The 24,938-nt window shown below is 31.1% G+C and carries 31 protein-coding genes; 11 read left to right on the forward strand and 20 right to left on the reverse strand.

Features of this window, described 5'->3' with window-relative positions:
- Nucleotides 1–6 precede the first annotated feature (6 nt).
- From D6T69_RS00455 to D6T69_RS00465, 3 genes are all read right to left on the reverse strand, one after another.
- Complete coding sequence (locus D6T69_RS00455; protein WP_125065938.1) at nt 7–444, reverse strand: hypothetical protein; 438 nt, start codon at nt 442–444, stop codon at nt 7–9.
- Nucleotides 445–453: 9 nt separating this feature from the next.
- Entirely contained in the window at nt 454–1,167 is a 714-nt protein-coding gene (locus D6T69_RS00460; protein WP_121146257.1) for a MotA/TolQ/ExbB proton channel family protein, read from the reverse strand.
- 252 nt (nt 1,168–1,419) lie between these two features.
- Nucleotides 1,420–2,451, reverse strand: coding sequence for an asparaginase (locus D6T69_RS00465; protein WP_125065939.1), 1,032 nt, complete (start codon nt 2,449–2,451; stop codon nt 1,420–1,422).
- Between the two features lie 94 nt (nt 2,452–2,545).
- Here D6T69_RS00465 and D6T69_RS00470 point away from each other — a divergent pair, with 94 nt between their 5' ends.
- Entirely contained in the window at nt 2,546–3,244 is a 699-nt protein-coding gene (locus tag D6T69_RS00470) for a zinc metallopeptidase (protein ID WP_125065940.1), read from the forward strand.
- A 111-nt stretch (nt 3,245–3,355) separates the two neighbouring features.
- On the opposite strand, the gene lepA is transcribed toward D6T69_RS00470, so the two are convergent.
- The 5 genes from lepA to D6T69_RS00495 all read right to left on the reverse strand — a co-directional run bounded on the left by lepA (nt 3,356) and on the right by D6T69_RS00495 (nt 8,857).
- Nucleotides 3,356–5,152 carry a translation elongation factor 4 gene (gene lepA, locus D6T69_RS00475; RefSeq protein WP_047789984.1) on the reverse strand — a complete coding sequence of 599 codons (1,797 nt, stop codon included), beginning with the start codon at nt 5,150–5,152 and terminating at the stop codon, nt 3,356–3,358.
- A 178-nt stretch (nt 5,153–5,330) separates the two neighbouring features.
- Entirely contained in the window at nt 5,331–5,528 is a 198-nt protein-coding gene (locus D6T69_RS00480; protein WP_125065941.1) for a hypothetical protein, read from the reverse strand.
- A 10-nt stretch (nt 5,529–5,538) separates the two neighbouring features.
- A complete protein-coding gene (locus tag D6T69_RS00485; protein WP_125065942.1) occupies nt 5,539–6,930 on the reverse strand; it encodes a radical SAM protein in 1,392 nt (463 codons plus the stop codon).
- Nucleotides 6,931–7,022: 92 nt separating this feature from the next.
- Nucleotides 7,023–7,937: a hypothetical protein gene (locus D6T69_RS00490; RefSeq protein ID WP_125065943.1), complete on the reverse strand. Its 915-nt coding sequence runs from the start codon at nt 7,935–7,937 to the stop codon at nt 7,023–7,025.
- 182 nt (nt 7,938–8,119) lie between these two features.
- On the reverse strand, nt 8,120–8,857 hold the full coding sequence (locus tag D6T69_RS00495; protein WP_125065944.1) for a prolipoprotein diacylglyceryl transferase: 738 nt from the start codon (nt 8,855–8,857) through the stop codon (nt 8,120–8,122).
- A gap of 179 nt (nt 8,858–9,036) precedes the next feature.
- On the opposite strand from D6T69_RS00495, the gene D6T69_RS00500 reads away from it, so the two are divergent.
- The 4 genes from D6T69_RS00500 to dusB are packed head-to-tail and all read left to right on the forward strand — an operon-like array spanning nt 9,037 to nt 11,861.
- Entirely contained in the window at nt 9,037–9,576 is a 540-nt protein-coding gene (locus tag D6T69_RS00500) for a YceI family protein (protein WP_125065945.1), read from the forward strand.
- A complete protein-coding gene (locus D6T69_RS00505; RefSeq protein WP_125065946.1) occupies nt 9,563–9,958 on the forward strand; it encodes a hypothetical protein in 396 nt (131 codons plus the stop codon). Before D6T69_RS00500 ends, D6T69_RS00505 begins: the two co-directional genes overlap by 14 nt.
- Nucleotides 9,951–10,817 (forward strand): DUF5777 family beta-barrel protein, encoded by an 867-nt coding sequence (locus D6T69_RS00510; RefSeq protein WP_125065947.1) that lies wholly within the window; start codon nt 9,951–9,953, stop codon nt 10,815–10,817. The genes D6T69_RS00505 and D6T69_RS00510 overlap by 8 nt, the downstream gene beginning before the upstream one ends.
- Before the next feature lie 42 nt (nt 10,818–10,859).
- Nucleotides 10,860–11,861 (forward strand): tRNA dihydrouridine synthase DusB, encoded by a 1,002-nt coding sequence (dusB, locus tag D6T69_RS00515; protein WP_125065948.1) that lies wholly within the window; start codon nt 10,860–10,862, stop codon nt 11,859–11,861.
- A gap of 8 nt (nt 11,862–11,869) precedes the next feature.
- Here dusB and D6T69_RS00520 read toward each other — a convergent pair whose 3' ends face one another.
- The 6 genes from D6T69_RS00520 to D6T69_RS00545 are packed head-to-tail and all read right to left on the reverse strand — an operon-like array spanning nt 11,870 to nt 16,262.
- Entirely contained in the window at nt 11,870–13,072 is a 1,203-nt protein-coding gene (locus D6T69_RS00520; protein WP_125065949.1) for an ABC transporter permease, read from the reverse strand.
- A 38-nt stretch (nt 13,073–13,110) separates the two neighbouring features.
- The gene (gene rbfA / locus D6T69_RS00525; protein ID WP_047789979.1) at nt 13,111–13,506 is read right to left on the reverse strand and encodes a 30S ribosome-binding factor RbfA; all 396 of its coding nucleotides are present in this window, start codon (nt 13,504–13,506) and stop codon (nt 13,111–13,113) included.
- 21 nt (nt 13,507–13,527) lie between these two features.
- Complete coding sequence (locus D6T69_RS00530; protein ID WP_099215718.1) at nt 13,528–14,175, reverse strand: response regulator transcription factor; 648 nt, start codon at nt 14,173–14,175, stop codon at nt 13,528–13,530.
- A 50-nt stretch (nt 14,176–14,225) separates the two neighbouring features.
- The gene (locus tag D6T69_RS00535) at nt 14,226–14,975 is read right to left on the reverse strand and encodes a sensor histidine kinase (RefSeq protein WP_125065950.1); all 750 of its coding nucleotides are present in this window, start codon (nt 14,973–14,975) and stop codon (nt 14,226–14,228) included.
- Nucleotides 14,948–15,559, reverse strand: coding sequence for a hypothetical protein (locus D6T69_RS00540; RefSeq protein ID WP_125065951.1), 612 nt, complete (start codon nt 15,557–15,559; stop codon nt 14,948–14,950). Before D6T69_RS00540 ends, D6T69_RS00535 begins: the two co-directional genes overlap by 28 nt.
- Before the next feature lie 10 nt (nt 15,560–15,569).
- Entirely contained in the window at nt 15,570–16,262 is a 693-nt protein-coding gene (locus D6T69_RS00545) for a hypothetical protein (protein ID WP_125065952.1), read from the reverse strand.
- A 234-nt stretch (nt 16,263–16,496) separates the two neighbouring features.
- On the opposite strand from D6T69_RS00545, the gene mce reads away from it, so the two are divergent.
- From mce to truB, 5 genes are read left to right on the forward strand one after another with little or no spacing between them, the layout of a single operon-like run.
- A complete protein-coding gene (gene mce, locus D6T69_RS00550; RefSeq protein WP_125065953.1) occupies nt 16,497–16,901 on the forward strand; it encodes a methylmalonyl-CoA epimerase in 405 nt (134 codons plus the stop codon).
- A 58-nt stretch (nt 16,902–16,959) separates the two neighbouring features.
- Entirely contained in the window at nt 16,960–17,838 is an 879-nt protein-coding gene (locus D6T69_RS00555; protein WP_125065954.1) for a cell division protein FtsX, read from the forward strand.
- Nucleotides 17,839–17,845: 7 nt separating this feature from the next.
- A complete protein-coding gene (locus tag D6T69_RS00560) occupies nt 17,846–18,088 on the forward strand; it encodes a DUF3098 domain-containing protein (protein ID WP_047789969.1) in 243 nt (80 codons plus the stop codon).
- 2 nt (nt 18,089–18,090) lie between these two features.
- Nucleotides 18,091–18,885 carry an undecaprenyl-diphosphate phosphatase gene (locus tag D6T69_RS00565; protein ID WP_125065955.1) on the forward strand — a complete coding sequence of 265 codons (795 nt, stop codon included), beginning with the start codon at nt 18,091–18,093 and terminating at the stop codon, nt 18,883–18,885.
- Nucleotides 18,886–19,569 (forward strand): tRNA pseudouridine(55) synthase TruB, encoded by a 684-nt coding sequence (truB, locus tag D6T69_RS00570; protein WP_125065956.1) that lies wholly within the window; start codon nt 18,886–18,888, stop codon nt 19,567–19,569.
- Here the strand turns inward: truB and D6T69_RS00575 are convergent.
- The 3 genes from D6T69_RS00575 to D6T69_RS00585 all read right to left on the reverse strand — a co-directional run bounded on the left by D6T69_RS00575 (nt 19,564) and on the right by D6T69_RS00585 (nt 21,802).
- Nucleotides 19,564–20,043 carry an ABC transporter ATPase gene (locus tag D6T69_RS00575; RefSeq protein ID WP_125065957.1) on the reverse strand — a complete coding sequence of 160 codons (480 nt, stop codon included), beginning with the start codon at nt 20,041–20,043 and terminating at the stop codon, nt 19,564–19,566. The two genes, truB and D6T69_RS00575, sit on opposite strands and share 6 nt — an antisense overlap.
- A 91-nt stretch (nt 20,044–20,134) precedes the next feature.
- Nucleotides 20,135–20,725 (reverse strand): thioredoxin family protein, encoded by a 591-nt coding sequence (locus D6T69_RS00580; RefSeq protein WP_125065958.1) that lies wholly within the window; start codon nt 20,723–20,725, stop codon nt 20,135–20,137.
- Nucleotides 20,726–20,836: 111 nt separating this feature from the next.
- Entirely contained in the window at nt 20,837–21,802 is a 966-nt protein-coding gene (locus tag D6T69_RS00585; protein WP_125065959.1) for an NAD-dependent epimerase/dehydratase family protein, read from the reverse strand.
- Nucleotides 21,803–21,985: 183 nt separating this feature from the next.
- Between D6T69_RS00585 and D6T69_RS00590 the strand changes: the two genes are divergently transcribed.
- Nucleotides 21,986–22,510 (forward strand): hypothetical protein, encoded by a 525-nt coding sequence (locus D6T69_RS00590; protein WP_125065960.1) that lies wholly within the window; start codon nt 21,986–21,988, stop codon nt 22,508–22,510.
- Here the strand turns inward: D6T69_RS00590 and D6T69_RS00595 are convergent.
- Genes D6T69_RS00595 through D6T69_RS00605 form a run of 3 tightly spaced genes read right to left on the reverse strand, consistent with a single transcriptional unit; the run spans nt 22,497 to nt 24,774 of the window.
- Nucleotides 22,497–22,967, reverse strand: a complete 471-nt coding sequence (locus D6T69_RS00595) for a regulatory protein RecX (RefSeq protein ID WP_125065961.1) — start codon at nt 22,965–22,967, stop codon at nt 22,497–22,499. The genes D6T69_RS00590 and D6T69_RS00595 overlap by 14 nt on opposite strands.
- Nucleotides 22,968–22,985: 18 nt before the next feature.
- The gene (locus D6T69_RS00600; protein ID WP_125065962.1) at nt 22,986–23,696 is read right to left on the reverse strand and encodes a LytR/AlgR family response regulator transcription factor; all 711 of its coding nucleotides are present in this window, start codon (nt 23,694–23,696) and stop codon (nt 22,986–22,988) included.
- A gap of 7 nt (nt 23,697–23,703) precedes the next feature.
- Complete coding sequence (locus tag D6T69_RS00605) at nt 23,704–24,774, reverse strand: sensor histidine kinase (protein WP_240628338.1); 1,071 nt, start codon at nt 24,772–24,774, stop codon at nt 23,704–23,706.
- Between the last annotated feature and the right edge of the window lie 164 nt (nt 24,775–24,938).

Here is a 24,938-nt window from a genome sequence, read left to right on the forward strand (position 1 = left end):
ATTAACTTACGATTTAACGATTCCTTTTAATAAATCCCAAACAAAGAATGCACCAGCTATTGCTCCTAGGATAACGCTGTATGTAATTCCTGTTCCTACCCATTTAGATGTACTTCCTTGAGCTGCTAATTCTCCTCCATCTGCTCCAATTACTTGTGCATCTGAAGACAAGAAATAAGATACAGCAAAAAGAACTGCTAATGCTAAAACACCTAATAATACCTTTTTTAATGCTGCAGGGTTTTTAAACATCCCCCACATTGAGGCTGCAACTGCTGTTACTACCACTCCAATCAACAACCAGTAAGAATAAGTTACTAAAGGAGAAACAGCACTTGATACTGCTTCTACATCTTCTTTATCTATTCTTGCTACATTTAAGAACAATGCAGCACCGATTAGTGAAATTGCAGCTACTAGTAATGTTAATATTTTACTATTCATATTGATTGATTATTTTTTATACTTAGCTAATAAATCGATTAAAGAGATAGATGCGTCTTCCATGTTGTTAACGATACTATCAATCTTCGAAATAATGTAGTTATAGAAAATTTGTAAAATAATCGCTACGATAAGACCAAATACTGTTGTTAATAATGCAATTTTAATACCACCTGCTACTACCGCTGGAGAGATATCGTTTGCTACAGCAATTCTATCAAATGCATCAATCATACCAATTACAGTACCCATGAATCCTAACATTGGTGCTAATGCGATAAATAAAGATAACCAAGAAACGTTTTTCTCTAATAATCCCATTTGTACTCCACCGTATCCTACTACAGCTTTTTCAGCAGCATCTAATCCTTCATCAGCTCTTTCTAAACCTTGGTAAAAGATAGAGGCAACAGGACCCTTTGTATTTCTACAAACTTCTTTAGCAGCTTCTACACCACCTGAACTTAATGCTTCGTCAACGCTAGCTACTAATTTTTTAGTATTAGTTGTAGCCATGTTTAAATAAATAATTCTTTCAATTGCAATAGCTAAACCTAAAATTAAGGCTACCAATACAATTCCCATAAACTTAGGGTCTCCTTCAATAAAACGTTGCTTTAACTCTTGGTGAAAAGTTTTCTCAGCTTCTTGAGCATAAGTTGATTGAATAGCTCCTAAAAACATAAATCCTGTAATAGTTAGGATATTTACTACTTTTTTCATTTTGTTATAATTAATTTTAAATAGTTAACGGGTTAAAAATACAAATTTTACTATGAATATCTTATTTTTTTACAAATAAGTAATTCTTTACTTGTACTTATTACGCTTTTAATTTTACAGAGTGGCAAGTAACAAAAAAATGTTGGTACATTAAAAAAAATCTATAGGATTTCTATTAACCACACCTTTTTTAACTCTTTTCTATAGTATTTCAAGCAGTTACAAGCACAAAATTAACGATTTATTTACAAACTAAGCCATTTCTCCTCTAAGTGGTGTTTGAAAATAATGCGTAAATTCTTCTTTTGAAAGCTTTTCTCCTAACAAATACATCATTTTGGCTATGGCTGTTTCTGTTGTAATATCCTTACCATCAACAATACCAATTCGTTTTAATTCCGAACTTGTTTCATAATGTCCTAAAATTACACTTCCTCCTTTACATTGAGTTACATTAACAATATAAATTCCTTTATTTACTGATTCTTCCAACAAATCAACAAACCATTTTTCAGTTGGTGCGTTTCCTGATCCGTAGGTCTCTAAAATAATTCCTTTTAAATCTGGAATATTCATAAAACTTCTCACTACAGACTCTGTTATACCAGGGAATAACTTTAAAATAACTACATGATTATCTAAATTCTTTCTCACTACTAAATCTTTCTTATTCTCCTCTGGCTTTAGTAGTAATGGGTAATTAAAATTTAAATGCACTCCACTTTCTGCTAGTGGTGGATAATTCATAGAAGCAAAAGCTTCGAATTGTTCAGCATTTATTTTTGTAGTTCTGTTTGCTCTATATAATTTATATTCAAAATATAATCCTACTTCCTGAATCACTGGTTTGCCATTTTCATAGGCCGATGCAACTTGTATAGATGTAATTAAATTTTCTTTAGCATCTGTGCGTAAATCTCCAATAGGTAATTGTGATCCCGTAAAAATCACAGGCTTTTGTAAATTTTCAAACATAAAGCTTATTGCTGACGATGTATACGACATGGTGTCTGAGCCTGTTAGCACTACAAATCCGTCAAACTTGTCATAATTATCGGAAATTATATCTGCTATTTGTATGTAGTAATGTACACTCATGTTTGATGAATCAATTGGTTCATCAAACGATATCGTATTAATTTCGCAATTAAGCTGCTGTAATTCTGGGATTTTACTTGAGATTTGACTAAAATCAAACGCTTTTAGTGCGCCAGTATTATAGTCTTTAACCATACCAATAGTTCCGCCTGTGTAAACTATTAAAATTTTAGGTTGATTTGCCATTTTGACATTTTTTTATACCGTTAATAATTTGGAATAATTTATGTTGTAAATTTAACCAACAAAAATGATACAAAATTTTAAAACTATATAGATTATGATAGGATTTTATATTCTAATTGGTATTATATCTCTTTTCAGTTGGTTAGTGAGTAATACGTTAAAAAGCAAGTTTAAAAAATACTCTCAAGTTCATTTACGAAACGGAATGAGTGGTGCAGAAATTGCACAAAAAATGCTAGCTGATCACGGTATTTACGATGTTCAGGTGATTTCTACACCTGGTAGGTTAACAGATCATTATAATCCACAAAACAAAACTGTAAACTTAAGTGAAGCTGTGTACAACCAACGAAATGCTGCCGCAGCTGCTGTTGCTGCACACGAAGTTGGACACGCTGTACAGCATGCTAGAGCTTATGAATATTTACAAATGCGATCTAAACTAGTGCCTATGGTAAGTATTACTTCTCGTTTTTCTCAATGGATGGTGATTGGTGGTATTGCTTTTGGTGCTGCTTCTGGTAGTACGGGTATTGGTTTTTATATAGCACTAGCTGGTTTAGCTTTTATGGCTTTAGGTACCATTTTTAGTTTTATAACTTTACCTGTTGAATATGATGCAAGTAATAGAGCCTTAGCTTGGTTAGAAAATAAAAACATGGTTACTCGTGAAGAACTAGCTGGATCTAAAGACGCTTTAAAGTGGGCTGCAAGAACGTATTTAGTAGCTGCTCTAGGTTCTTTAGCAATGCTATTGTATTGGGCTTTACAAGTTTTAGGAAATAGGGATTAAAATTCAATGTAACAATTTGGAAATTTGATAATCTAATATAAAATCCCCGTTTTGATTTCATCAAAACGGGGATTTTATATGTTCTTGTTTATCTATTCTAATTTCTAAAAACTAGTCATTCAACTTCAACACTGCCATAAACGCTTGCTGTGGAATTTCTACATTTCCTACTTGACGCATACGCTTTTTACCTTTTTTCTGCTTCTCTAATAATTTACGTTTACGAGAGATATCTCCTCCATAACATTTTGCAGTTACATCTTTACGTAAAGCTTTTACAGTTTCACGAGCAATAATTTTTGCTCCAATTGCTGCTTGAATAGGAATATCAAATTGTTGTCTTGGAATCAGTTCTTTTAACTTCTCACAAATACGTTTTCCTATTGAATACGCATTACTATCGTGTAATAGAGCTGAAAGCGCATCAACTATTTGTCCATTAAGTAGCATATCTACACGAACTAACTTTGACTTTTGCATTCCTATTGGATGGTAATCGAACGACGCATATCCTTTAGATACTGTTTTTAATCTATCGTAAAAATCAAAAACGATTTCTGCCAACGGCATATCAAAAATTAACTCCACTCGCTCAGGAGTTAAATAGGTTTGATTTACAATTTGTCCGCGTTTTTCAATACAAAGCGACATTACTTGTCCTACAAAATCGGCCTTTGTAATGATTGAAGCTTTGATAAATGGTTCTTCTACCCTATCTAACTTTGATGGGTCTGGTAAATCTGATGGGTTATTTACGATAATAACTTCATCAGGGTTTTTCTTTGTGAATGCATGGTAACTTACGTTAGGAACCGTAGTAATTACCGTCATATTAAATTCACGTTCTAGACGCTCTTGAATAATTTCCATGTGTAACATTCCTAAGAATCCACATCGGAAACCAAAACCAAGTGCTGCTGAACTTTCTGGTTGAAAAACTAAGGAAGCATCATTTAATTGTAGCTTTTCCATTGAAGCACGTAGTTCCTCGTAATCTTCAGTATCTACAGGGTAAATTCCTGCGAATACCATTGGTTTTACATCTTCAAATCCTTCAATTCTATCAGTAGTTGGATTGGCAAAATCGGTAATAGTATCTCCTACTTTTACTTCCTTCGCTGCTTTAATTCCTGTAATTAAATAACCTACATCTCCAGTTTTAATTTCGTTTTTTACAACTTGGCTTAGTTTTAAAGTTCCTACCTCATCGGCTCCATACTGTCTACCTGTAGCCATAAACTTTATTTGTTGATTCTTTTTAATAGAACCATCAATTACTCTAAAGTAGGTTTCAATTCCACGATACGAATTGTATACTGAATCGAAAATCAATGCTTTTAAAGGTGCATCGGGATTTCCACTCGGTGCAGGAATTTTTTCAATAATTGCCTTTAAAATATTATCTACTCCAAAACCAGTTTTTCCACTTGCGTGAATTACATCTTCTGGCTCACACCCTAATAAATCAACAATATCATCTGTTACTTCCTCTGGGTTTGCTGAAGGCAAATCTACTTTATTTAATACTGGAATAATTTCCAAATCATTTTCTAACGCTAGATATAAGTTAGAAATAGTTTGTGCTTGTATACTTTGTGCCGCATCTACAATTAGCAATGCTCCTTCACATGCTGCAATAGAGCGAGAAACTTCATAAGAAAAATCTACGTGACCTGGAGTGTCAATGAGATTTAATATATAATCTTCACCTTCATAAACATAGTCCATCTGAATAGCGTGTGACTTAATGGTAATTCCACGTTCACGTTCTAAATCCATGTTATCAAGTAACTGATTTTGTTTTTCACGCTCAGTAACCGACCCTGTATAGTCTAACAATCTATCTGCAAGGGTACTTTTACCATGATCAATATGTGCAATTATGCAAAAATTTCTAATGTTCTTCATTCAATATAAAGTTTCTCAAGCCATTTCTAGACATGTGACATAAAACTTTTATTAGCTCAATATCTAGAATGGATTCATTCGTCGTAATTCTAACTACTTGTAATTTGCAAAGATACTTTATTTGCAGGCTACTACAAACAAAATAAATAGCGAAAATTAAACATCCTCTTTAACCTATTTAACTAAGCACACCTCCACATATACCTAATCCAATTATCAAATACAAAACAGCCAGTATGTAAAATATTTTTGAAGCTGTTTTACTTTTTTTTCTAATAGCTGCTCCAATAACAGCTAGTAACACTGGTGGACCAAACATAATTAAGCCTATAATTACGAATAGACCTGAAAGGTCACCTACTTCTAAAAATACCATATCCTTTTTCTTATATTTCTTGTCTTAACTTTTCTAAATACTCTTTTTTATCATCCCTATAAAAGAGATTCATCGTCTCAAAAGGAATAATTTTATTGCCTTTGTCTACTATATGCACGCATGATTTTTTTACAGCTCGTACATCAAAATTATAAGCATCAATAAACTGCATGATTATCACTCTAAATAAATTATCGTACCCTAACTCTGGTGCATCAATATTTGGTAAACAACACATTATTGATTTCAAATTTTCTTCTGCTACTTCAACAGAATTCCCTGTACTAAATAACTCTATCATTTTTCCGTGTAGCGCTTCATCTTGCTCATAAATAATGGTGTTTTTACTATTATCTAACAAATCATTGGGATTAATATATCTAGTTAACGGAAACACTTCTCCTCCCAACTTAAGAGCATACCCCATAACCAAAGCATCAGGATTACACGGTACTGGAATTAAATCGTCAGCGTTGAAAACATCTGTTTGTTCCATTATTTTTCTTCTAACTTCAGTAAGCGTCATTCTATCTGTTTCAGGGTTGAAACTTTCTAACCTTCCTGCTATTTGTGTTGGTTGAAACGTAACTCCTCTCACACACTTTTGCTGCAAGGCATAATCAATTACTTTACCTATTTCGTGATCATTTAATCCTTTTTGAAGCGTAACTACCAAGGTTGTTGATAGATTTAACTTATTCAAGTTTTCAATTGCTTTTTTGCGAATTTCATTCAAGTCTGCTCCTCTTAACTCTCTCAATACACTATCTTCGAAAGAATCAAACTGTAAGTAAATTTCAAAATCTGGTGTATAGGTTTTCAATCGTTCAGCAAAAGCAACATCTTTCGCTATTTTAATACCGTTAGTATTCAACATTAAATGCCGAATAGGAAGTGATTTTGCATAATCTAAAATTTCCCAAAATTGTGGATGTATCGTTGGTTCTCCTCCACTGATTTGTACCACATCAGGTTCTTTTTCATTTTTCACCACAGCATCTAACATCGCTTTTACTTCTTCTAGTGTTCGATGGCGTCCGTAAGTAGGTGATGAACCTGCATAACAAGTAGGGCAAGTTAAATTACATCTATCTGTAACCTCAACAACGGTTAAACATGAATGCTGTTCATGATCTGGACATAATCCGCAATCGTAAGGACATCCATAAGCTGTTTTTGTATTAAACGTATAGGGCATTTCACTAGGTTTGTTATAGTTTCTGATATTTTTATAATACTCAATATCATCAGCTATTAACACTTTTGAACTTCCATGCTCTCTACAACGCTTAAGCATATAAACCTTGTCATCTTCAAATACAATTTTGGCATCTACTCTTTTTAAACATTCAGAGCATAAACTCAATGTAAAATCGTAGTAGTTATATTTTCTTTCTGGCATTTTTTTAAAATTATAAGTTTATGAAGTTAAAGGTATTGCTAAAAAGCTATGAAACTCTTTGTAAGTGTACTTTTGTTGTAAAACTAACATCATTAATTTCTTGGTTTAAAATCTTTTTTAGCTATATAAATTCCTTCAGATTTTTCCCATTTAGTATCAATAATTTTCTCAAAATAATTGCGAAGAAATTTTAAGTTTTGTCCTTTTACTTTAGTCGTAACATTTAATAGTTTTTTAAGTTTTTTCTTTTTTCGAGCGAAATAAAAACTATAGTAGACCATTGCTAGTTTACTATTTAAAATTGACACTGCATTATCAAAATTAAAATACTCACTTTTAGGATCGTTGAAATAATATTCAAAATAATCTTGAGAGTAAGTTAAATGAATATCATTCTTTTTATTACCTGAATAAATCAAAAGAGCTAAGTCACTCATCCCTAAACCCATTTCTAGGTTGACAAGATCAAATTGGTCTTCAGCTTTACAATAAGTAAAATTCTCAATTTCATTTTTATACTCAACAAGCATTAATTGGTATAACTCTTTTACTGGATTACTAGCTCTTTCAATCATAGAAGATAACGTATCTTTTATAAGACTAAAACCATCATATTCTTCCCAAGTATGATAAATTGACTCATCAACAGAAGAGAAATTAGCGAAAAAGTCTCCCCCACACCCATCAATCCCTATATAATTTAATGGAGATATTAATGTGACAGCTTCACATGGAGCCAAACCAGAAAATAAATCATCTGACATCTCTAACATTGAAGGTCTTGCTGCGTCAAAATATTGAGTTCTATCACTTTTATATTTCACTTCTTCAAAACCATGAAGAGGGAAAATAAACAATGACTTAAACAAATTTATACTAGGATTACACCCTTGGGCTCTTTTATACTTTTCATAAAAAAGTGGCACTTCTGTACCATAAAATTTTATAAGAAAATCTTTACTCTCTTTGAAATTTTCTATTATAAATTGCTCAGTTTCTGATTTCATAAATTTTTTATTGCTTTAAATTCCTAAAGGAAGTTACCAAGAGTACATCTTCCTTAACTAGTAAATTAACCCAAAATTAGGCTTGGGAATATACAAAAACCTTCCCATATCAAGTATGGAAACATTTTCTTACATAGATAAAAACAACTATTAAAGTGAGACCAAACGAAAAGGGAAATAACTTAAACTGTGAGAAGTTTACAACTTTTACCTATGTAATATACATAACAAACTATACATAGTATTTGAATAGTGCTTAAACCGAAAATTAAAAAAGTATTGGGTTTTAAAAACTCTATACAAAAGCGAAAACCAAAATAAGCTAACATAAAAAGCTTAAAAAGTTCTCCAGATTGTAATAAGTATTTCCTTTGTATGTATTTTAAACTGATGAATAACCCTACTAAAAACACCAGCTCATATAATGCAACTGGATGCCTTAACACTCCATCTCCTAAATCCATACCTAAAAAAGAAGCAGTTTCTCTTCCATAGGTAAATTCATTAATTCCAGAAAGAAAACACCCTATTCTTCCTATAAAAATTCCCACAATTATTGGCAGCACAAACAGATCACCAGAAGATTTTGTTTCTCCTATTATTTTTTTTGCAATTTCTACACCTAATAAACCTCCAAACAAACCTCCCATAATAGTTTTTACATTCAATAATTGAATGATGTTTTCTGTAGAAAAAGTGACTATTGGGTTTTCTAATACTCCCACTAGTCGGGAACCAATTAAAGCTCCAGCTGCGGCTCCTAAAATAATTGACAACCTATTATTAGAAGAAATATAATCTTTCTTTCTCTTACGTAAGAAAACATAATAACGAAAGGCTAAAAAGAACGCTAAATATTCTAAAACAAGATGAATGTTAACCGTATAACCAAATAAAGTAGGTTCAAAAGGGAGTTCCAATAAAAAAGTTTGTGAGTTAAAAAGCGAAATATACGTAATTACTTAAAAAGAACAATTTTGCAATAAGTAAGCTCCAAAAATCAAAGCACACAAAACACTCGTAACAAATTAAATGCCAGTAATTTAAAAAAATTAACTATATTTATATTAAAGGATTAAATTTCATATTTTATTAATTTATGAAAAGTTTGCTTATAATTTTATTATTTCTTTCTCAGAATATTTTTTGCCAAAAATATTACACCCGCACGGGCAACACTGAATTTAAAGCATCGGTTGATACTTTTGAACCTGTAGAAGCTAAAAACAAAAGTACCTCGGTAATTTTAAATACAGAAACCGGAGAAATTGCTTCTCTTTTATTGATTAAGGCTTTTAGGTTTAGACTTGCTTTGATGCAAGAACATTTTAATGAAAACTACATGAACTCAGATAAGTACCCAAAAGCTACTTTCAAAGGGAAAATCCATGATTTTAATATAGATGAAATAGTTTCTGAAAAAGAATATAAAATTACTGGAATTCTTAATGTTAGGGGTATTGACAAGGAGATTATTACTACTGCTAAGATTATAAAAACTGGAAATAAAATATTTTTAAACTCTACCTTTTCGGTAAAACCACAGGATTTTAAGATTAAAATACCTAGCATCGTTAGAAATAAAATAGCTAAATCAGTTATTATAACCATAAACTATGAGCTTTTTGAAAAAAAATAAAAAATGGCTAATCCCTAGCGTTATTTTTCTACTGTTAGGAACTACTATTTTTTTTAACTACATCTATAAGTCCCATAAAACTACAGAAGAATTAAACGCTGAATTTAACGGCGAAGCTTCACTTTTTTTCACCTCGTTAAAACAAGACATAAAACCTTGGCTCAACAAAACAGTTATTTTAACAGGAAATGTTTCTTCTATAGATACTGAAGGGGTTATCATCGATAAATCCATCTATTGTCAATTTAGAAAAGATGTTAATTTCAAATTACTAACCATTAACCAACCTATCACTATTAAAGGAGTGGTTATAGGCTATGATGATTTATTAGAGGAGTTAAAAGTTAACCAATGTATTATTAAAAAAACCACAAATGACTAAGCAAAAAACACTCATCTTATTATTTCTCTTGTCAATAAGCTATTCCTTTTCACAAGATGATTTACTAAATGAACTAAAAAACGAAACAAAAGCAGATTCTAGTTACGAACTACCTGCATTTAAAGCTGTACAAATAGGCAACTTGCAATCTACTAAAATAGCTGGAAAAGGAGACTTTTTCTTTATAGTAGCACACAGATTTTCTCCTTTTTCTAGTGGTTTAGATAATTTTTTTGGTTTAGACGATGCTAATACCAAAATTCAATTTGTTTATAGCTTCTGGGATGGTATTCAATTCAGTTTGAGTAGGGATTCCTATGAAAAAACTTATTCTGGTTCAACAAAGCTTAGTATTAAGAAACAAAGCTCTACATTTCCTTTAAATATAGTAGGATATATTTCAACCGATATTGAGACACAGTCTAAAACTTCAGATTTTCCAACTTTAGAGTTCAAGGATAGAGTGAGCATAACTGCTCAAATTTTAGCTTCAAGAAGAATAACTAAAAACTTATCACTACTAATAGCTCCCACTTTTGTTCGTCAAAACAATCTTCAACAATTTATACAAACTAACGATACCAATCTTAATCGGTTTATTGTCGGTGTAGGAGGACGATTAAAAATTAGCAAAAGAATGAGTATTAATGCTGATTATGGTCTAAATATTAATCGTCATGAAGATTCTATATATAAAGATCCGTTTACAATTGGGTTTGACATAGAAACAGGTGGACATGTATTCCAATTAATATTTACAAATTCAAGAGCCAGTAATGACTCTGGTTTTTTAACAAGAACTAGAGGCGATTGGTTTAACGATGTAGCTTTTGGGTTTAATATTGTTAGAGTTTTTTAATCTCACAAAAAATAAACCTAACTTTGCATCATAATTTAAGGTATGGTAAAAATAGGTAACATAGAACTTCCTGATTTTCCGCTATTATTAGCGCCAATGGAAGATGTGAGTGATCCACCATTTAGAGCTTTATGCAAAGAAAATGGTGCTGATGTAGTGTATACTGAATTTATTTCTTCGGAAGGATTGATTCGTGATGCAGCTAAGAGTGTAATGAAGCTAGATATTTACGAAAAAGAACGCCCTGTGGGTATTCAAATTTTTGGTGCAAATTTAGATTCTATGTTACGTTCGGTCGAGATTGTTGAAAAAACGAATCCAGATATTATTGATATCAATTTTGGTTGCCCAGTAAAAAAAGTAGTTTCTAAAGGAGCTGGGGCTGGAATTTTAAAGGATATCGACTTGATGGTAAAACTTACCGAAGCAATGGTTAAACACACCAACTTACCTATTACTGTAAAAACTCGTTTGGGTTGGGATCATGATTCTATTCGAATTGTTGAAGTTGCCGAACGTTTGCAAGATGTCGGCTGTAAAGCAATCTCTATTCATGGGCGTACGCGTGCTCAAATGTACAAGGGTAATGCTGACTGGGCTCCAATTGCTGAAGTAAAAAACAACCCAAAAATGCATATTCCTGTGTTTGGAAATGGGGATGTTGATTCTCCTGAAAAAGCCATGGAAATGCGTGACAAATACGGATTAGATGGCTGTATGATTGGTCGTGCTTCTATTGGATATCCTTGGTTTTTTAATGAGGTAAAACATTATTTTAAAACTGGCGAACATTTATCTAAACCAACAATTTCTGAACGTGTTGATATGGCTCGTCGTCATTTAGAAATGTCTATTGACTGGAAAGGTGAACATTTAGGTGTTGTAGAAACAAGAAGACACTATACAAACTATTTTAAGGGAATTCCACATTTTAAAGAACACAGAATGAAAATGGTTACTTCTGACGATCCTAAAGATGTTTTTGCAGCTTTTGACGAGGTACAAGCTAAGTTTGGAAATGCAACGATTCCTGAAATAGGGTAAATAAAAGCTTATCGTTCAATAAAACTTTTTGAAATTCTAGAACTTGCAATTTTTGCTGCTAAATATCCTAAAGCTGAAATTGTAACAACTACTACTAGTAAGTTTAACCACTTAAACTCTACCGGATATGCTAGATTTTGTGTAATCATTAGCAACTCAAAACGTTGCTGTATGATTACCAGGATTACACCCAAAACAATTCCTATTCCCATTCCTACAAGTGTTAATAAGAAACCTTGCAGTACAAATATCTTTTTTATGTCGTCTATACTACTTCCTAAATTAAACAGCGTTTTTAGGTTTTGACGTTTATCGATAATCATCATAATGATTGACCCTATCACATTAAACAAAGCAATAGCAACAATTAACGTAAAGATTAGATACGAGATAAAGTTTTCTGTATTAATTACCTTGTAATACAACGTGTTTAACTGCGCACGTGTTTGTACTTTTAATTCATCTCCTAAAATAGTTTGTAAATTCTCTTGAAATGTATTAAAGTCTACGTCTTTTTTTAAACGAAGTTCAACTCCTGTAATTTGGTTATCGTTATATCCTAATAGTTCCTGAGCAAGTGAAGTTTCAGTAAACACATATTTGTTCTGAAACTCTTCCGACCCTGTATATACACCTACTATTTGTGTGGAAACAGATCGAAAAGCATTATTAGCATTAATAAACCCTTTTCCTGGTTTAGGCACTAAAATTTGAAGTGCTTCCCCAAAATTAAAAATACCCAGTGATAGTTTATACGATATTCCATATCCTACTACTGCTGTATTCTTATATTCTTCATCAATCCAAGTACCTACTGTCAGCAAAGAATCAGTCGGAATAATTTTTGAATAATTAGAATCAACACCTTTAATTTGAGCTATGTGCTCTTTGTTTTTGTATTTTAAAAACACACGCTCTTCCACTACTTTTGATGCAGCTTCTATGTCTTTATTTTGGTGTAAAACACTATCTATTTTTTGAGAATACAGAAAAGTCTTTCCCTTAGATGCGGTAATTTTTATATCGGGATCAGAAGCATTAAGTAATGAATCACTAAACGTTTTTAATCCTGAAAAACCAGACAATACAACAAACAATGCCAACGTACCAACTACAACACCAAAAACAGCTATTGCTGTGATTATATTTATTGCATTAGTACTTGTTTTAGAAAATAAGTATCTCTTAGCTATGTATAAAGGAAAGTTCAAACATTCATAAATTTAGCTAGCCAAAGTAACAAAAATTATTAACGTTTTTGACGACGAGGCAAAACATCTGGATTTTTTATTGGGTCGACATCTTCTCCTTTTAAAGACTTATCAATATCCTCAATATAATCCAAACTATCATCTCCAAAGAACAACAATTCTGGCATTCTTCGTAATTGATTTTTTGTTCGTTGTGCTAATTCATGACGAATTAAAGGTGTATTAGATTTTACTCCTTCAATAATTTCATCTCTTTTTTCTGAAGGGAATACACTTAAGTATACTTTTGCTACTCCCAAATCGGCAGTAACAGAAACTTTAGAAACCGATATAATCACTCCCTTCATTCCATCTTGAGCAGCACGTTGTAAAACGTCTACCAAATCCTGTTGCAACACTCCTGCTATTTTTCGCTGTCTATTTGTTTCTTCCATGCTGCAAATTTAAGCATAAAATTACGGAGTGTAAATTTTATTTTTTATGGCATACATAACTAAGCCCACTCTATTTCTTACATTTAACTTTGTAAATAGACTATCTCGATAACCATCAATTGTTTTTGGACTTAAAAACATTTTTTCAGCAATCTCTTTATATGTCAATTCAGAGCATGCTAACTTCATAAAAGTTATTTCGTTATCCTTAAACGCTAGGTTATTTCGTGAGTTCTTTCCTGAAACAGAGTCTAATAATAACGTGGTTACATTTTTGGTGTGATAAAATCCGTTGTCCATCATTTCTAACAACGCTTTCTCTAAAATTTCTTTTTTGGTATCTTTTAACAAATACCCTACAGCACCAGCTTTTAACATTTTTAAAATAGTACCGTCAGCATCTTCTACAGACAATGCCATAACATGAACTTGAGGATAATTGTTTACTATCCATTCTGTAGTCTCAATACCATTCATCACTGGCATATTAACATCCACTAAAACTAAATCTGGTATATTTTTAGGTGATGCTAAAAACTTTTCTTCGACTTCTTTACCGTTTTTGCAAGTGTAAAGCACCTTAAATTTATCAAAAGTATTTACCATACCTTCAATAGCTTGTGACAATAACGTATGATCATCTACAACAACAACTGAGTATTTCATAATTTCGTGGGTTATATTGGTTATTAGTTGTTGGGGAAATACACTAAGGTTCTTTAAATATAGTAATTTATTATTAAACTTGTGCCTTTTTGGGGCTCTGACATAAACTTGGTCTCTGCGTTAATTAGTTTAGCTCTTGCTTTTATGTTTTGTAGTCCTAAACCTTTTAACCTAGCTCTTTCCATATCAAACCCTACCCCATTATCTTGAGCTTTCACCTCTATTGAATCTTCTTTATAACTCAAAAACACGTCTAATTTAGATGCCTTAGAATGCTTTATAGTATTAGAAAAAAACTCTTGAAGAATTCTAAAAATAACAATTCCGTGTTTTTGATTAATCTCTTGTTCTTCTCCTGTAATTGTTAACTTAGCATCAATATAGTTTAACCTATTAAATCGCTCTACTTCTAAGTTTAGAGCCTCTTTTAGTTTTATATTATTTATAAAATCAGGGTTAATAATTTTTGACAGAGCTCTTACTTCTGTTAAGCTTTTTGCTATAATTTCAGATATTTCTCCCATGTTTTCAGGAGAAGCATGCTGTAACTGTATTTTAGCTAAAGTTAGGAGTTGTCCTATATTATCGTGCAACTCCCAACTAATATTTCTTAACGTTTCTTCTCTTATTTCTATCTGTGCCTCGGCAATCTCTCGTTCATAACGTTTTTTATTTTTGTCCCTTTCTTGCAACAGTTTATTCTTACGACGTTGAAACACCGTAAAAAGAATTACTAAAAAAGCTACAATGACTATAACAATTATAGTAGATATGATTAATATTTCACTTCCTTCTCGCTGCAAGTTAATCCGTAAATTATAAATAAATTCATTATGATAATTAATATATGTAAAACAAAAAACAAATCCCTATCAATCATATATTTATAAAAGGTAAAAAAAGGTATTGATGACATATAAAATATCAGAAAACCCACACTTACCCAAAAAGATGGTAGTTTTTTATAGTTTAATATTTTATCTGATAATAACAACTCTCTCAGATATAATAATATATATATGCTTACAAGTAAATTTCCAAAAATTATTAAATAAGGAAATAATTCTCTTCTAAAAAAAATGGCTATCCAAAAAAGGGTGTACCCTATCCCAAAGAAATAAAACACCTTTTTCTTTTTTCTATCTTTAATAATATTCAAATAAATTATAGACACAAGAAAAAATGCTATAAATACATACAAATGGTAGTAATTTAAACTTGATCCTCCTTTAGACTTAACATAGTTTGCATAAACTTCAGTAACTGCCGTCATCCCTAAAAACAACATTAACAAGAACAAAAACTTTGTTTTATATTTGTTGTATATAAATACACTAAGAGCTGCTGCTCCAGATTGCAAAAAAAGAATAAAAAAATCAAGTTTCATTTATAAAGTATTAATGAGGTGGCGCTAACTGACCAAGGTTTCCTGCTCCACTTAATAACTCATCATCTTGAGGTGAAGCAAACATAAATCCTGCTTTATTTTCTCTCACAGTTTTGAATCTATAATTGTAATCATCTCTCTTTCCCTTCTCAAACTCTTCTCTTGTATTATATATCCATTTATACCCATGCTTTTCTAGCATTTCTTTAAACGTTACTAATTTTCCTTGTTTTGCAGATTGTACAGGGTCAAAAGCTATTTGCTTTCCATCAATTGTAGTTGTAGGAATATAAATTAAGCTACTGTAGTTTTTTCCAGTATCATTATGATTTTCTTTAGCTGTAGAAATAAAACTAATTCCCGTAATTTTAATTTTTGATTTTTTACTCAAATTTTCTACGTGTCCCAAGTACTTTTTGAACTGTACAAAATCAAATGTATTAGCACGTGTATCTTCATACCCTAAAGCTTCTTCTAGTGGAGCAATTCTTGTTCTATCATAACTTGATAGCATTTGAATAACTTCCTTGTAGTTTAGCATTTCTTTTGTTCTTCCTTCATCAGAATAACAAAAAGTACCTTCTGGCACTTGAGACTGCCAATCATCACAATCACATTTATTGCCATTTATCTTATCGCATGAAATAGCAAAACTCATTACAAGAGTTAATAATAATAATTTAAGTCGGTTAGTGTTTTTCATAATAAAATTGATTTTTTGATTTTCTAAATATAAAGGCTTATTTCTTAATAAAAAAAACAGAATCGTACAGAAACCTTTTAAAACCTGAGTTATCAACTGGTTACTTAACCTTCTACAACCCACAAACAGGAAAAACCCCTTACCTCTACAAATGTTTTAACTATTCATTTTTCATGGCATATACTCTTGTTTTTTTATGAAGCTTTTAAGAAGACTTTTTATTACTTTTACCTTATGAACAAAATTGAACATATTGGTATAGCCGTTAAAGATTTAGAAAAATCTAACTCGTTATTTGCTTCTCTTTTTGGAGAATCACATTATAAAATTGAAGAAGTTGCTAGCGAAGGTGTAAAAACTTCATTTTTTAAATCTGGCCCTAATAAAATTGAATTATTAGAAGCTACGAAACCTGACAGCCCTATAGCCAAGTTTATAGAAAAAAAGGGAGAAGGAATTCATCACATTGCTTTTGCTGTTGATAACATAAAAGAAGAAATTAAACGTTTACAAGGTGAAGGTTTTACAGTTTTGAATGAAACTCCTAAAAAAGGAGCCGATAATAAACTAGTAGCTTTTTTACATCCTAAAACTACCAATGGTGTACTTATTGAGTTATGCCAAGAGATAGAAGAATAGGAAGTATTTAAAAATTAAATATTTGTATCTTGCAACGCCTTAAAATCAGTATTTACTAATGACAACCTCTTTTGATTCTTTTCAAAAACGCCGATTACAATCTTCATACATATCAGTAGTAGTAAGTATTGCACTTGTACTTTTTATGATTGGTGTTTTAGGTCTAGTCCTTTTAAAATCAACAAAAGTTGCAAATCATTTTAAGGAGAAAGTAGTTATGACCCTTTTCTTAAAAGATGAAGTTGCTGATAAAAATATTAAGAGTCTTAAAGAGTCTATTAAAAAAGAAGAGTTTGTTAATAAGGTAGTTTATATTTCTAAAGAAGACGCTGCCAAAGAGTATAAAAAAGATTTAGGTGAAGATTTTTTACAGTTTTTAGGAGATAATCCGTTAAAAAACGGAATAGACATTTATCTAAAAGCTGATTACGTAACTCCTGAAAAAATGAGTGAGCTTGAAAAATCTTTTGATAAAAACAAATTTGTAGCCGAAGTAAGTTACGACAAACCGTTAGTACAATTACTTACCAAAAATATTCAACGTATTAGTTTTTGGCTCTTAGTATTAAGTGGTTTTTTCGGGTTGGTTGCTATTATTTTAATAAACAGTTCTATCCGATTATCGATTTATTCAAAACGATTCAATATAAAAACCATGCAAATGGTGGGTGCCACAAAAAGCTTTATTCGCAAACCTTTTATTTGGCAAAGTATAAAACTAGGATTATTAGGAGCTTTTATAGCAATAAGCGGATTAGGTATTTTAATTTATTATGTAGACAAATACATTCCTACATTAGAGCTACTTACAGATTACGTTGCTTTAGGGTATGTAGCTGGGGGAGTTATATTGGTTGCATTTTTTATTACGTGGATTAGTACCTTCTTTGCTACACAACGATTCTTAAATTTACAAACTAACGATTTGTATTACTAAAATATTTATGAAAAAAGACAATTCACCAAAACAGGAATTTCTATTCGGTAAACGAAACTATATCATTATGCTTATTGGTATCGCTGTAATTGCCTTAGGATTTATTTTAATGGCAGGTGGCGGTAGTGATGATCCTAATGTGTTTAATCCAGAAATATATAGTTGGCGTAGAATTCGTTTAGCTCCTACCTTAGTAATTATCGGATTAGGTATAGAAATTTATGCTATTTTTGCCAATCCTAAAAAATAAGCATGGATTTATTAGAAGCAATTATCCTTGGAATTATCCAGGGTCTTACTGAATTTTTACCTGTATCCTCTAGTGGTCATTTAGAATTAGCAAAAGCTTTATTTGGAGACACTTCTGTGCCTCAAGAGAGCTTAACTTTCACCGTAGTTTTACATGCTGCAACAGCATTAAGTACTGTCGTAGTGTTTAGAAAGGAAATTGCTGAGATTTTTAGAGGTTTATTTCAATTTAAATGGAATGAAGAAATGCAGTTTTCTGTAAAAATTGTGCTGTCTATGATTCCTGCTGTGGTAATTGGTTTAGCCTTTGAAAAAGAATTGGAAAGTTTTTTTGGAGGAAAAGTTTTATTAGTAGGTTTTATGCTTTTAGTAACTGCTGTGTTGCTTTTATTGGCTGATAAAGCTAAGAACACTAACAAAAGTGTTTCTTTTAAAAGCTCAGTTATCATAGGAATCTCTCAAGCAATTGCCATGTTACCTGGAATTTCACGTTCAGGAGCTACTATTTCAACATCTGTATTATTAGGTGTAGACCGAACTAAAGCGGCTCGTTTTTCATTTTTAATGGTGGTACCTTTAATTTTAGGAAAAGTTGCTAAAGATATTTTAAGTGGAGATATTAACTTTCAAAGCTCAGAGATCGTTCCATTATCTGCTGGATTTGTTGCTGCTTTTATCTCTGGATTATTAGCGTGTACTTGGATGATAGCCTTAGTTAAAAAGAGTAAATTATCATACTTCTCATTATACTGCGCTATTGTAGGTTTAATTGCCATTGGCTACTCTTTATTTTTCTAGATGACTGCAGAAGATTACAAAAACGGACAGGTTTTACTAATTGATAAACCTTTAGAGTGGACTTCCTTTCAAGTAGTGAATAAACTTCGCTGGCATATTCGTAAGCATTTTAATATCAAAAAAATTAAAGTGGGACATGCTGGAACTCTTGATCCTTTAGCTACTGGCTTGTTAATTATTTGTACTGGAAAACAAACCAAAAACATTAACGAATATCAAGGGCAAGTAAAAGAATACACAGGTACGTTTGTTGTGGGTGCTACCACACCTAGTTATGATTTAGAAACTGAAATTAACGAAACATTCCCTACAGAGCATATAACAGAAGAGTTACTACACAAAACTACAGAGCAGTTTATTGGTAAAATTCAGCAAAAACCACCAATTTTTTCAGCTATTAAAAAAGACGGAAAGCGCTTGTATGAATTAGCTCGCAAAGGTGAAACTACTGAAATTAAGGCTCGCGAAGTGGAAATCAACGAATTTGAAATTACCAAAATTGATTTACCAAACGTAGAATTTAGAATTGTGTGCAGTAAAGGAACTTATATTCGCTCTATTGCCAACGATTATGGGGAAGTGTTAAATTCTGGAGCACATTTATCTGTTTTAAGAAGAACCAAGATTGGAGATTTTTCTGTAGATAATGCATTGAGTGTTGATGAGTTTATCAATAGCCTATAAAAATCTACTATACCAACTTTCTGTAATTGGCACTTCCCAATAATTTTCTAATTCTACTTTAGTTTGTACTAAATTATCAAAAACTATTGTTTTAGCGGATACAGACTTGTTTTTAAGCAACTTTTTAAACTCTTTGACGTCTTTGTACTGAATAAATTCTCCTTGCTTAAAACACACATTCATTTTATCTAACAACTCCACTTCATATTCCTTTTGTAGTTGTAAAATAAATGCTACTTGTTTATCAATATCTGCATTCGTTAATACTGAACCTTCTTCAACAGAAAAAATAATGAAACGATTGTATTTCAATTCAAAAGAAACTTTGAAATCAGTATCTTCAGGCTTCCACTCTTCTACAAAATGGTGTAATTTTTCTTTCAGCCCGTCAATTTCTTGTGGGTAAAATTTTCGACTTGATGGGTATACCCAAACTTTTGCCTCTTCTGATAAACTACTGAATTCTACAAACATATTTATTCATTATGAGCGCAAAGATACAGAAAACAATTCCCCTTTTTGACAAAAACAAAAAGGGGAGTTTCTAGTTATTTTATATGTTTTATTATTGAAGCATTGACACTATATCTTCTTGTGTATTTTCTCCTTTATTTTTATTGTACCAAACTTGTAAATCTGTTTTAAAATCAGCATCTAAACTACCATGTTTCTCTTTATAATCAACAACCATTTTAGTTGCTATGGTAGGTCTTGGTCCCCACGTATTGATTACTTCATTCTCTTTATTTAAAGCAATTAATTTAGGAATTGATCTTCCCCCATTCGTTAAAAATTCGTCCATTAATTCTAAGTTTTCATCTCGTAAAACTAGTTTTAAATTAATGTTTGGATTTTCTTCTGCTATTTTATTTATTACCGGTAGGTTTTGTGCTGCATCACCACACCATCCTTCAGTTAACACTAACCAAGTTTGCGGTTCTTTTACATCTTTAATTTTAGCAAGTGTTTCTTCGGTTAATTTTACCGTTTTGTCTAAACGCTTCATACGTTTATCATTTAACTTACTATAGTTTAATAAATCATCTGATTGATTAGGTCCTGTAGATTTTCCTTGTGCTATTAAGTCACTTACTAAATCTCTATATTCACTGTAAGAGAATGCCTTTTCTAAGCTATTTTGAATAATTTTTTTCATCGTAAATGTATTGTTATTACAAAAGTATTTTATCTATAATAAATCTTAGGTAACCTAAGTTACAATTCATTATAAAACTTGAATAACATAGACGAAAACATAGATACAACCTTACACTTTTGCTGACTCTTCAGTCTTAGCTTGTAAATTGGTAATAATATCTTTAGTCATAGAAGCTAAGTCAAACTTATGCCTCCATCCCCAATCTTTTCTTGCTGCTGAATCATCAATTACTTGAGGCCAACTATCAGCAATCGCTTGTCTAAAATCTGGATTATACGTTATGGTAAATTCTGGAATGTATTTTTTAATTTCAGTCGCTATTTCAGCTGGTGTAAAACTAATTGCCGCTAAGTTATATGAAGTTCTTGTTTTAATATTTTCTTCATCTGCTTGCATTAACTGGATAGTTGCATTGATAGCATCGTCCATATACATCATTGGTAGACGTGTATTTTCTGACAAAAAGCACTCAAAAGTTCCTTTTTTCAAAGCATCAAAATAAATATCAACAGCATAATCAGTAGTTCCTCCACCTGGTAACGTTTTCCAGCTTATAATTCCTGGATAACGAATGCTTCGTACATCAACCCCATATTTATCGTGGTAATAATTACACCAGTGTTCTCCTGCTACTTTACTTATTCCATAAACCGTAGAAGGTTCCATAATGGTTTGCTGTGGCGTATTCATTTTTGGTGATGTTGGTCCAAAAGCAGCCATTGAACTAGGCCAATATATTTTTTGAATATGCTTTTCTTTTGCCAACTCTAACACCGCTAATAACGAAGTCATGTTTAAATCCCAACCTTTTAATGGATATTTTTCTGCAGTTGCTGATAACATTGCAGCCATTAAATATACTTGAGTTACTTTATGTTTTTGAACAACACTTAAAATTTGCTCTTGATTGGTAGCATCGATGATTTCAAAAGGTCCTGAATTCATCATTTCTGCATCCCCTTCTCTAATATCGGAAGCTATTACATTATCCGCTCCATAAATAGAACGTAATTTTTGGGTTAATTCTGTTCCTATTTGCCCGCAAGCTCCTAAAATTAATATCGTTTCACTCATTTTAAATTATTCAAAAATAGATGTTTGCAAAGTTATTAAATTTAAGATTTCGCAAAAAGCATTTGTTCTTTTTTAACTATCTACAAAAGAGACAGCTAATTTACTGATTTCAAACTTCTAATTTAATTCCGTAAAGAATACCAAGTAAAATATGTACTTTTATCGCTTAATTATTTTATTAAAATGAGTCGTTTTTTATTTGTTATTGCTTCTTTATTTTTTTTAGTTACTTCTTGTAAAAAGAAGAATGAGCAAAAAGAAGAGTTACCTACTAAAACTGAAATGAATATTTCGGTTAAGCATACTGATTACTCTAAAATAAATGAAAAATACGTTGATGAAATTAAACCTTGGAAAGAATACTTTATTGTTGAGGATTTTTTGCAAGAGTTGAAAAACACAACTCCCACTGAAGCTTTAAACAATGCTTTAGAACTAAAAACACTTACAAAACAACTAAAGGACAGTTTAAATATAGAACTCCTTAAAACACCTGCTTTTAAAGCTCGTATTAATGTTTTTGAAAATGAAACTTTACGTTTAGCAGATATGACCTTTATCCCTGCTATCTCTGCGCAACAGGTTAACAGTCAAGTTGAAAAAATTATGATGCTTTTTAGCAGTGTTAACGATAAGATTAATACAGTTTACACTAAGAAGCAATTTGATAGTGAAATAAACCTTGACAGCTTATTTAAGAATCAATAGTTTTTAAAGCTTCGTAAATTAAATTACTTTCAAACCCTCTGTATAAAAGATAGTCAGCAATTTTCTTTTTTCGTTTGAAATGATTGGTTTCTGAGACTGATGTGTTTTTTTTCTCTACCAATTCGTAAAGAGTTTTGATATACTCTTGTTCATCAATTTCTTTCAAGGCAGATTTTATATTGTAAGCAGAAATTTCTCTGAATTTCAACTCCCTAACAATTCGGTCTTTTCCCCACTTTTTTATTCTGAACTTTCCTCTAGCAAAACTTTTGGCAAAGCGTTCTTCATTTAAAAAATTGTGTTCTAGCAAGTGTAATAAAATATGTTCTCTTGCTTCTGGAATTAAACGGTATTCTTTCAGTTTTCCTTCTACCTCCTTATGACATCGATCTTGATACACACAATACTGCTCAATCTTTCTTTTTATTTCTTCAACTGTAAAAACCGGTTTGTTCATAGCACGAAAATATAAATTCTATTTCCATTGATTCAAAAAAGAGATTACCTTTTCTTTGTAACTAGCTCCTATTGGAATTTCTTTTGAATTTATTTCAATATCGTTAATTGTAAAAGCTGATATTTTAGTCGTATTGATAATATAAGATCTGTGAACTCTTAAAAAATCACTGTTTAACTTTTCTTCAAAATCGCTTATCTTATACTTGGTTACAACACGTTTATCATTAACAGTATGAACTTTTACATAATCTTTTAAGCTTTCTATAAATAATATATCTCCAATAAAGACTTTGTGGTACTTACTTCCTGATTTCAATAACAAAAACTCTTCTGTATTTTCACTTTCTTGAGTTATAGGTATATCACTCTCCTTTATTGACCTCAAAAAACGATCTACTGCTTTAAAAAAACGCTCGAAAGTTATTGGTTTTAATAAATAATCTAGTACTTCCAAATCATAACTTTCAAGTGCGTAATCTCTATAAGCCGTTGTGAAAATTGTTTTTGGAGGATTTTTAATTGTTTTTAAAAAGTCTATTCCTGTAATATTTGGCATTTTTATATCTAAAAACAATAAATCTACTTTTTGAGAGCTTATAACTTCAAATGCTTTCAATGCATTGTCACAGCTCCCTACTACTTCAAGTGCTGGTATTTTTGATATATGATTCTCTATTAATTCTCTTGCTAAAGGTTCATCATCAACCACTAAACATTTTACTTTCATCAACTACTTAATTTGAATAAACCTTTAAAACTACTTTAAATTTATTTTCTTCATTCTCTATTGTCAAACTATATTGGTCTTGATAGATTAAATCTAATTGCTTTCTAACGTTTGATAAGCCTATACTCTCTTTTTTTAGGACATAATCTTTGGAAACCGTATTAGATATTTTAAACTTAAAACTATTCTCTGAGCTTAAAAACTCAATCTTAATTTCTGGTGATCCGCTATCTTCTCCTGCACCATGTTTAAACGCATTTTCAACTAACGATAATAATATCAATGGTGGTATTTTGATATCTTTTTCTACCTTATTTATCAAGGAAACTTTTAAGCGTGAATCGTACCTTAGTTTTTCTAACTCTATATAATTTTCTATCAATTTAATTTCGTTAGAAAGTAACACTAACTTAGTATTACACCTATACAATACATAATCTAACATTTCTGATAGCTTACCTATTGAAGCTGGTGTTTTTGGCGAGTTACTCAAAGACAAACTATAAATGTTATTAAGGGTATTGAATAAGAAATGTGGATTTAATTGTGCTTTTAATGTTTTTAATTCTGCTTCCGTTTTTTCTTTTTCAAACACCAGTTCTTTTTCTTTAACTCTTTTATAATCTAGAAAATACTTTACAGAAAGAAAGACCAACGTTGTTAAATACATATTGGGAATATATTTAAACAACAATTTTTTCCAATCGGTTAAAATCTCTAAAATAGGTTCTTGTGTAAAAACTCCTTTTCTTATTAATGTTTCTCCTACATGTACAACCAAAACTCTATTAAACGCTGCCAATAAATATGTTCCTATTAAAAATAAAACAACTGTCATTACATATTTTTTCTTCAATAAAAATTTTGGAATAACATAATAAGCTAAGAAGTATGATATAATTATCTTAGGAATCATATGACACATAGACATTACAAAAGTTCCTAAAAAAGAAAACTCTTCTTGATATATAAGTGAATCTTTAGGAAAGTCTAAAACAAGGAACACACTCCAAAATAGTACATGTTGTAACACCCTGTTCTCTGAAAAAAACTTAATAACTGCTGCTCTTGTAATCATAGTTTGTAAATATATAAATAGCTTGTGTACTTATAACTCCAAATCGACAAACTTAGCCTTTTACCCCCTGAACAAAGCTTTTTTAAACCTTAAATTCTTCACCTATTGAATAGTTCTTTATACGTCGATTATTTGTAGTGTTTTATCTATTACAACAAACCCGC

The organism is Tenacibaculum singaporense (assembly GCF_003867015.1).
In the GTDB taxonomy this organism is placed as follows: Bacteria; Bacteroidota; Bacteroidia; order Flavobacteriales; family Flavobacteriaceae; genus Polaribacter; species Polaribacter singaporensis.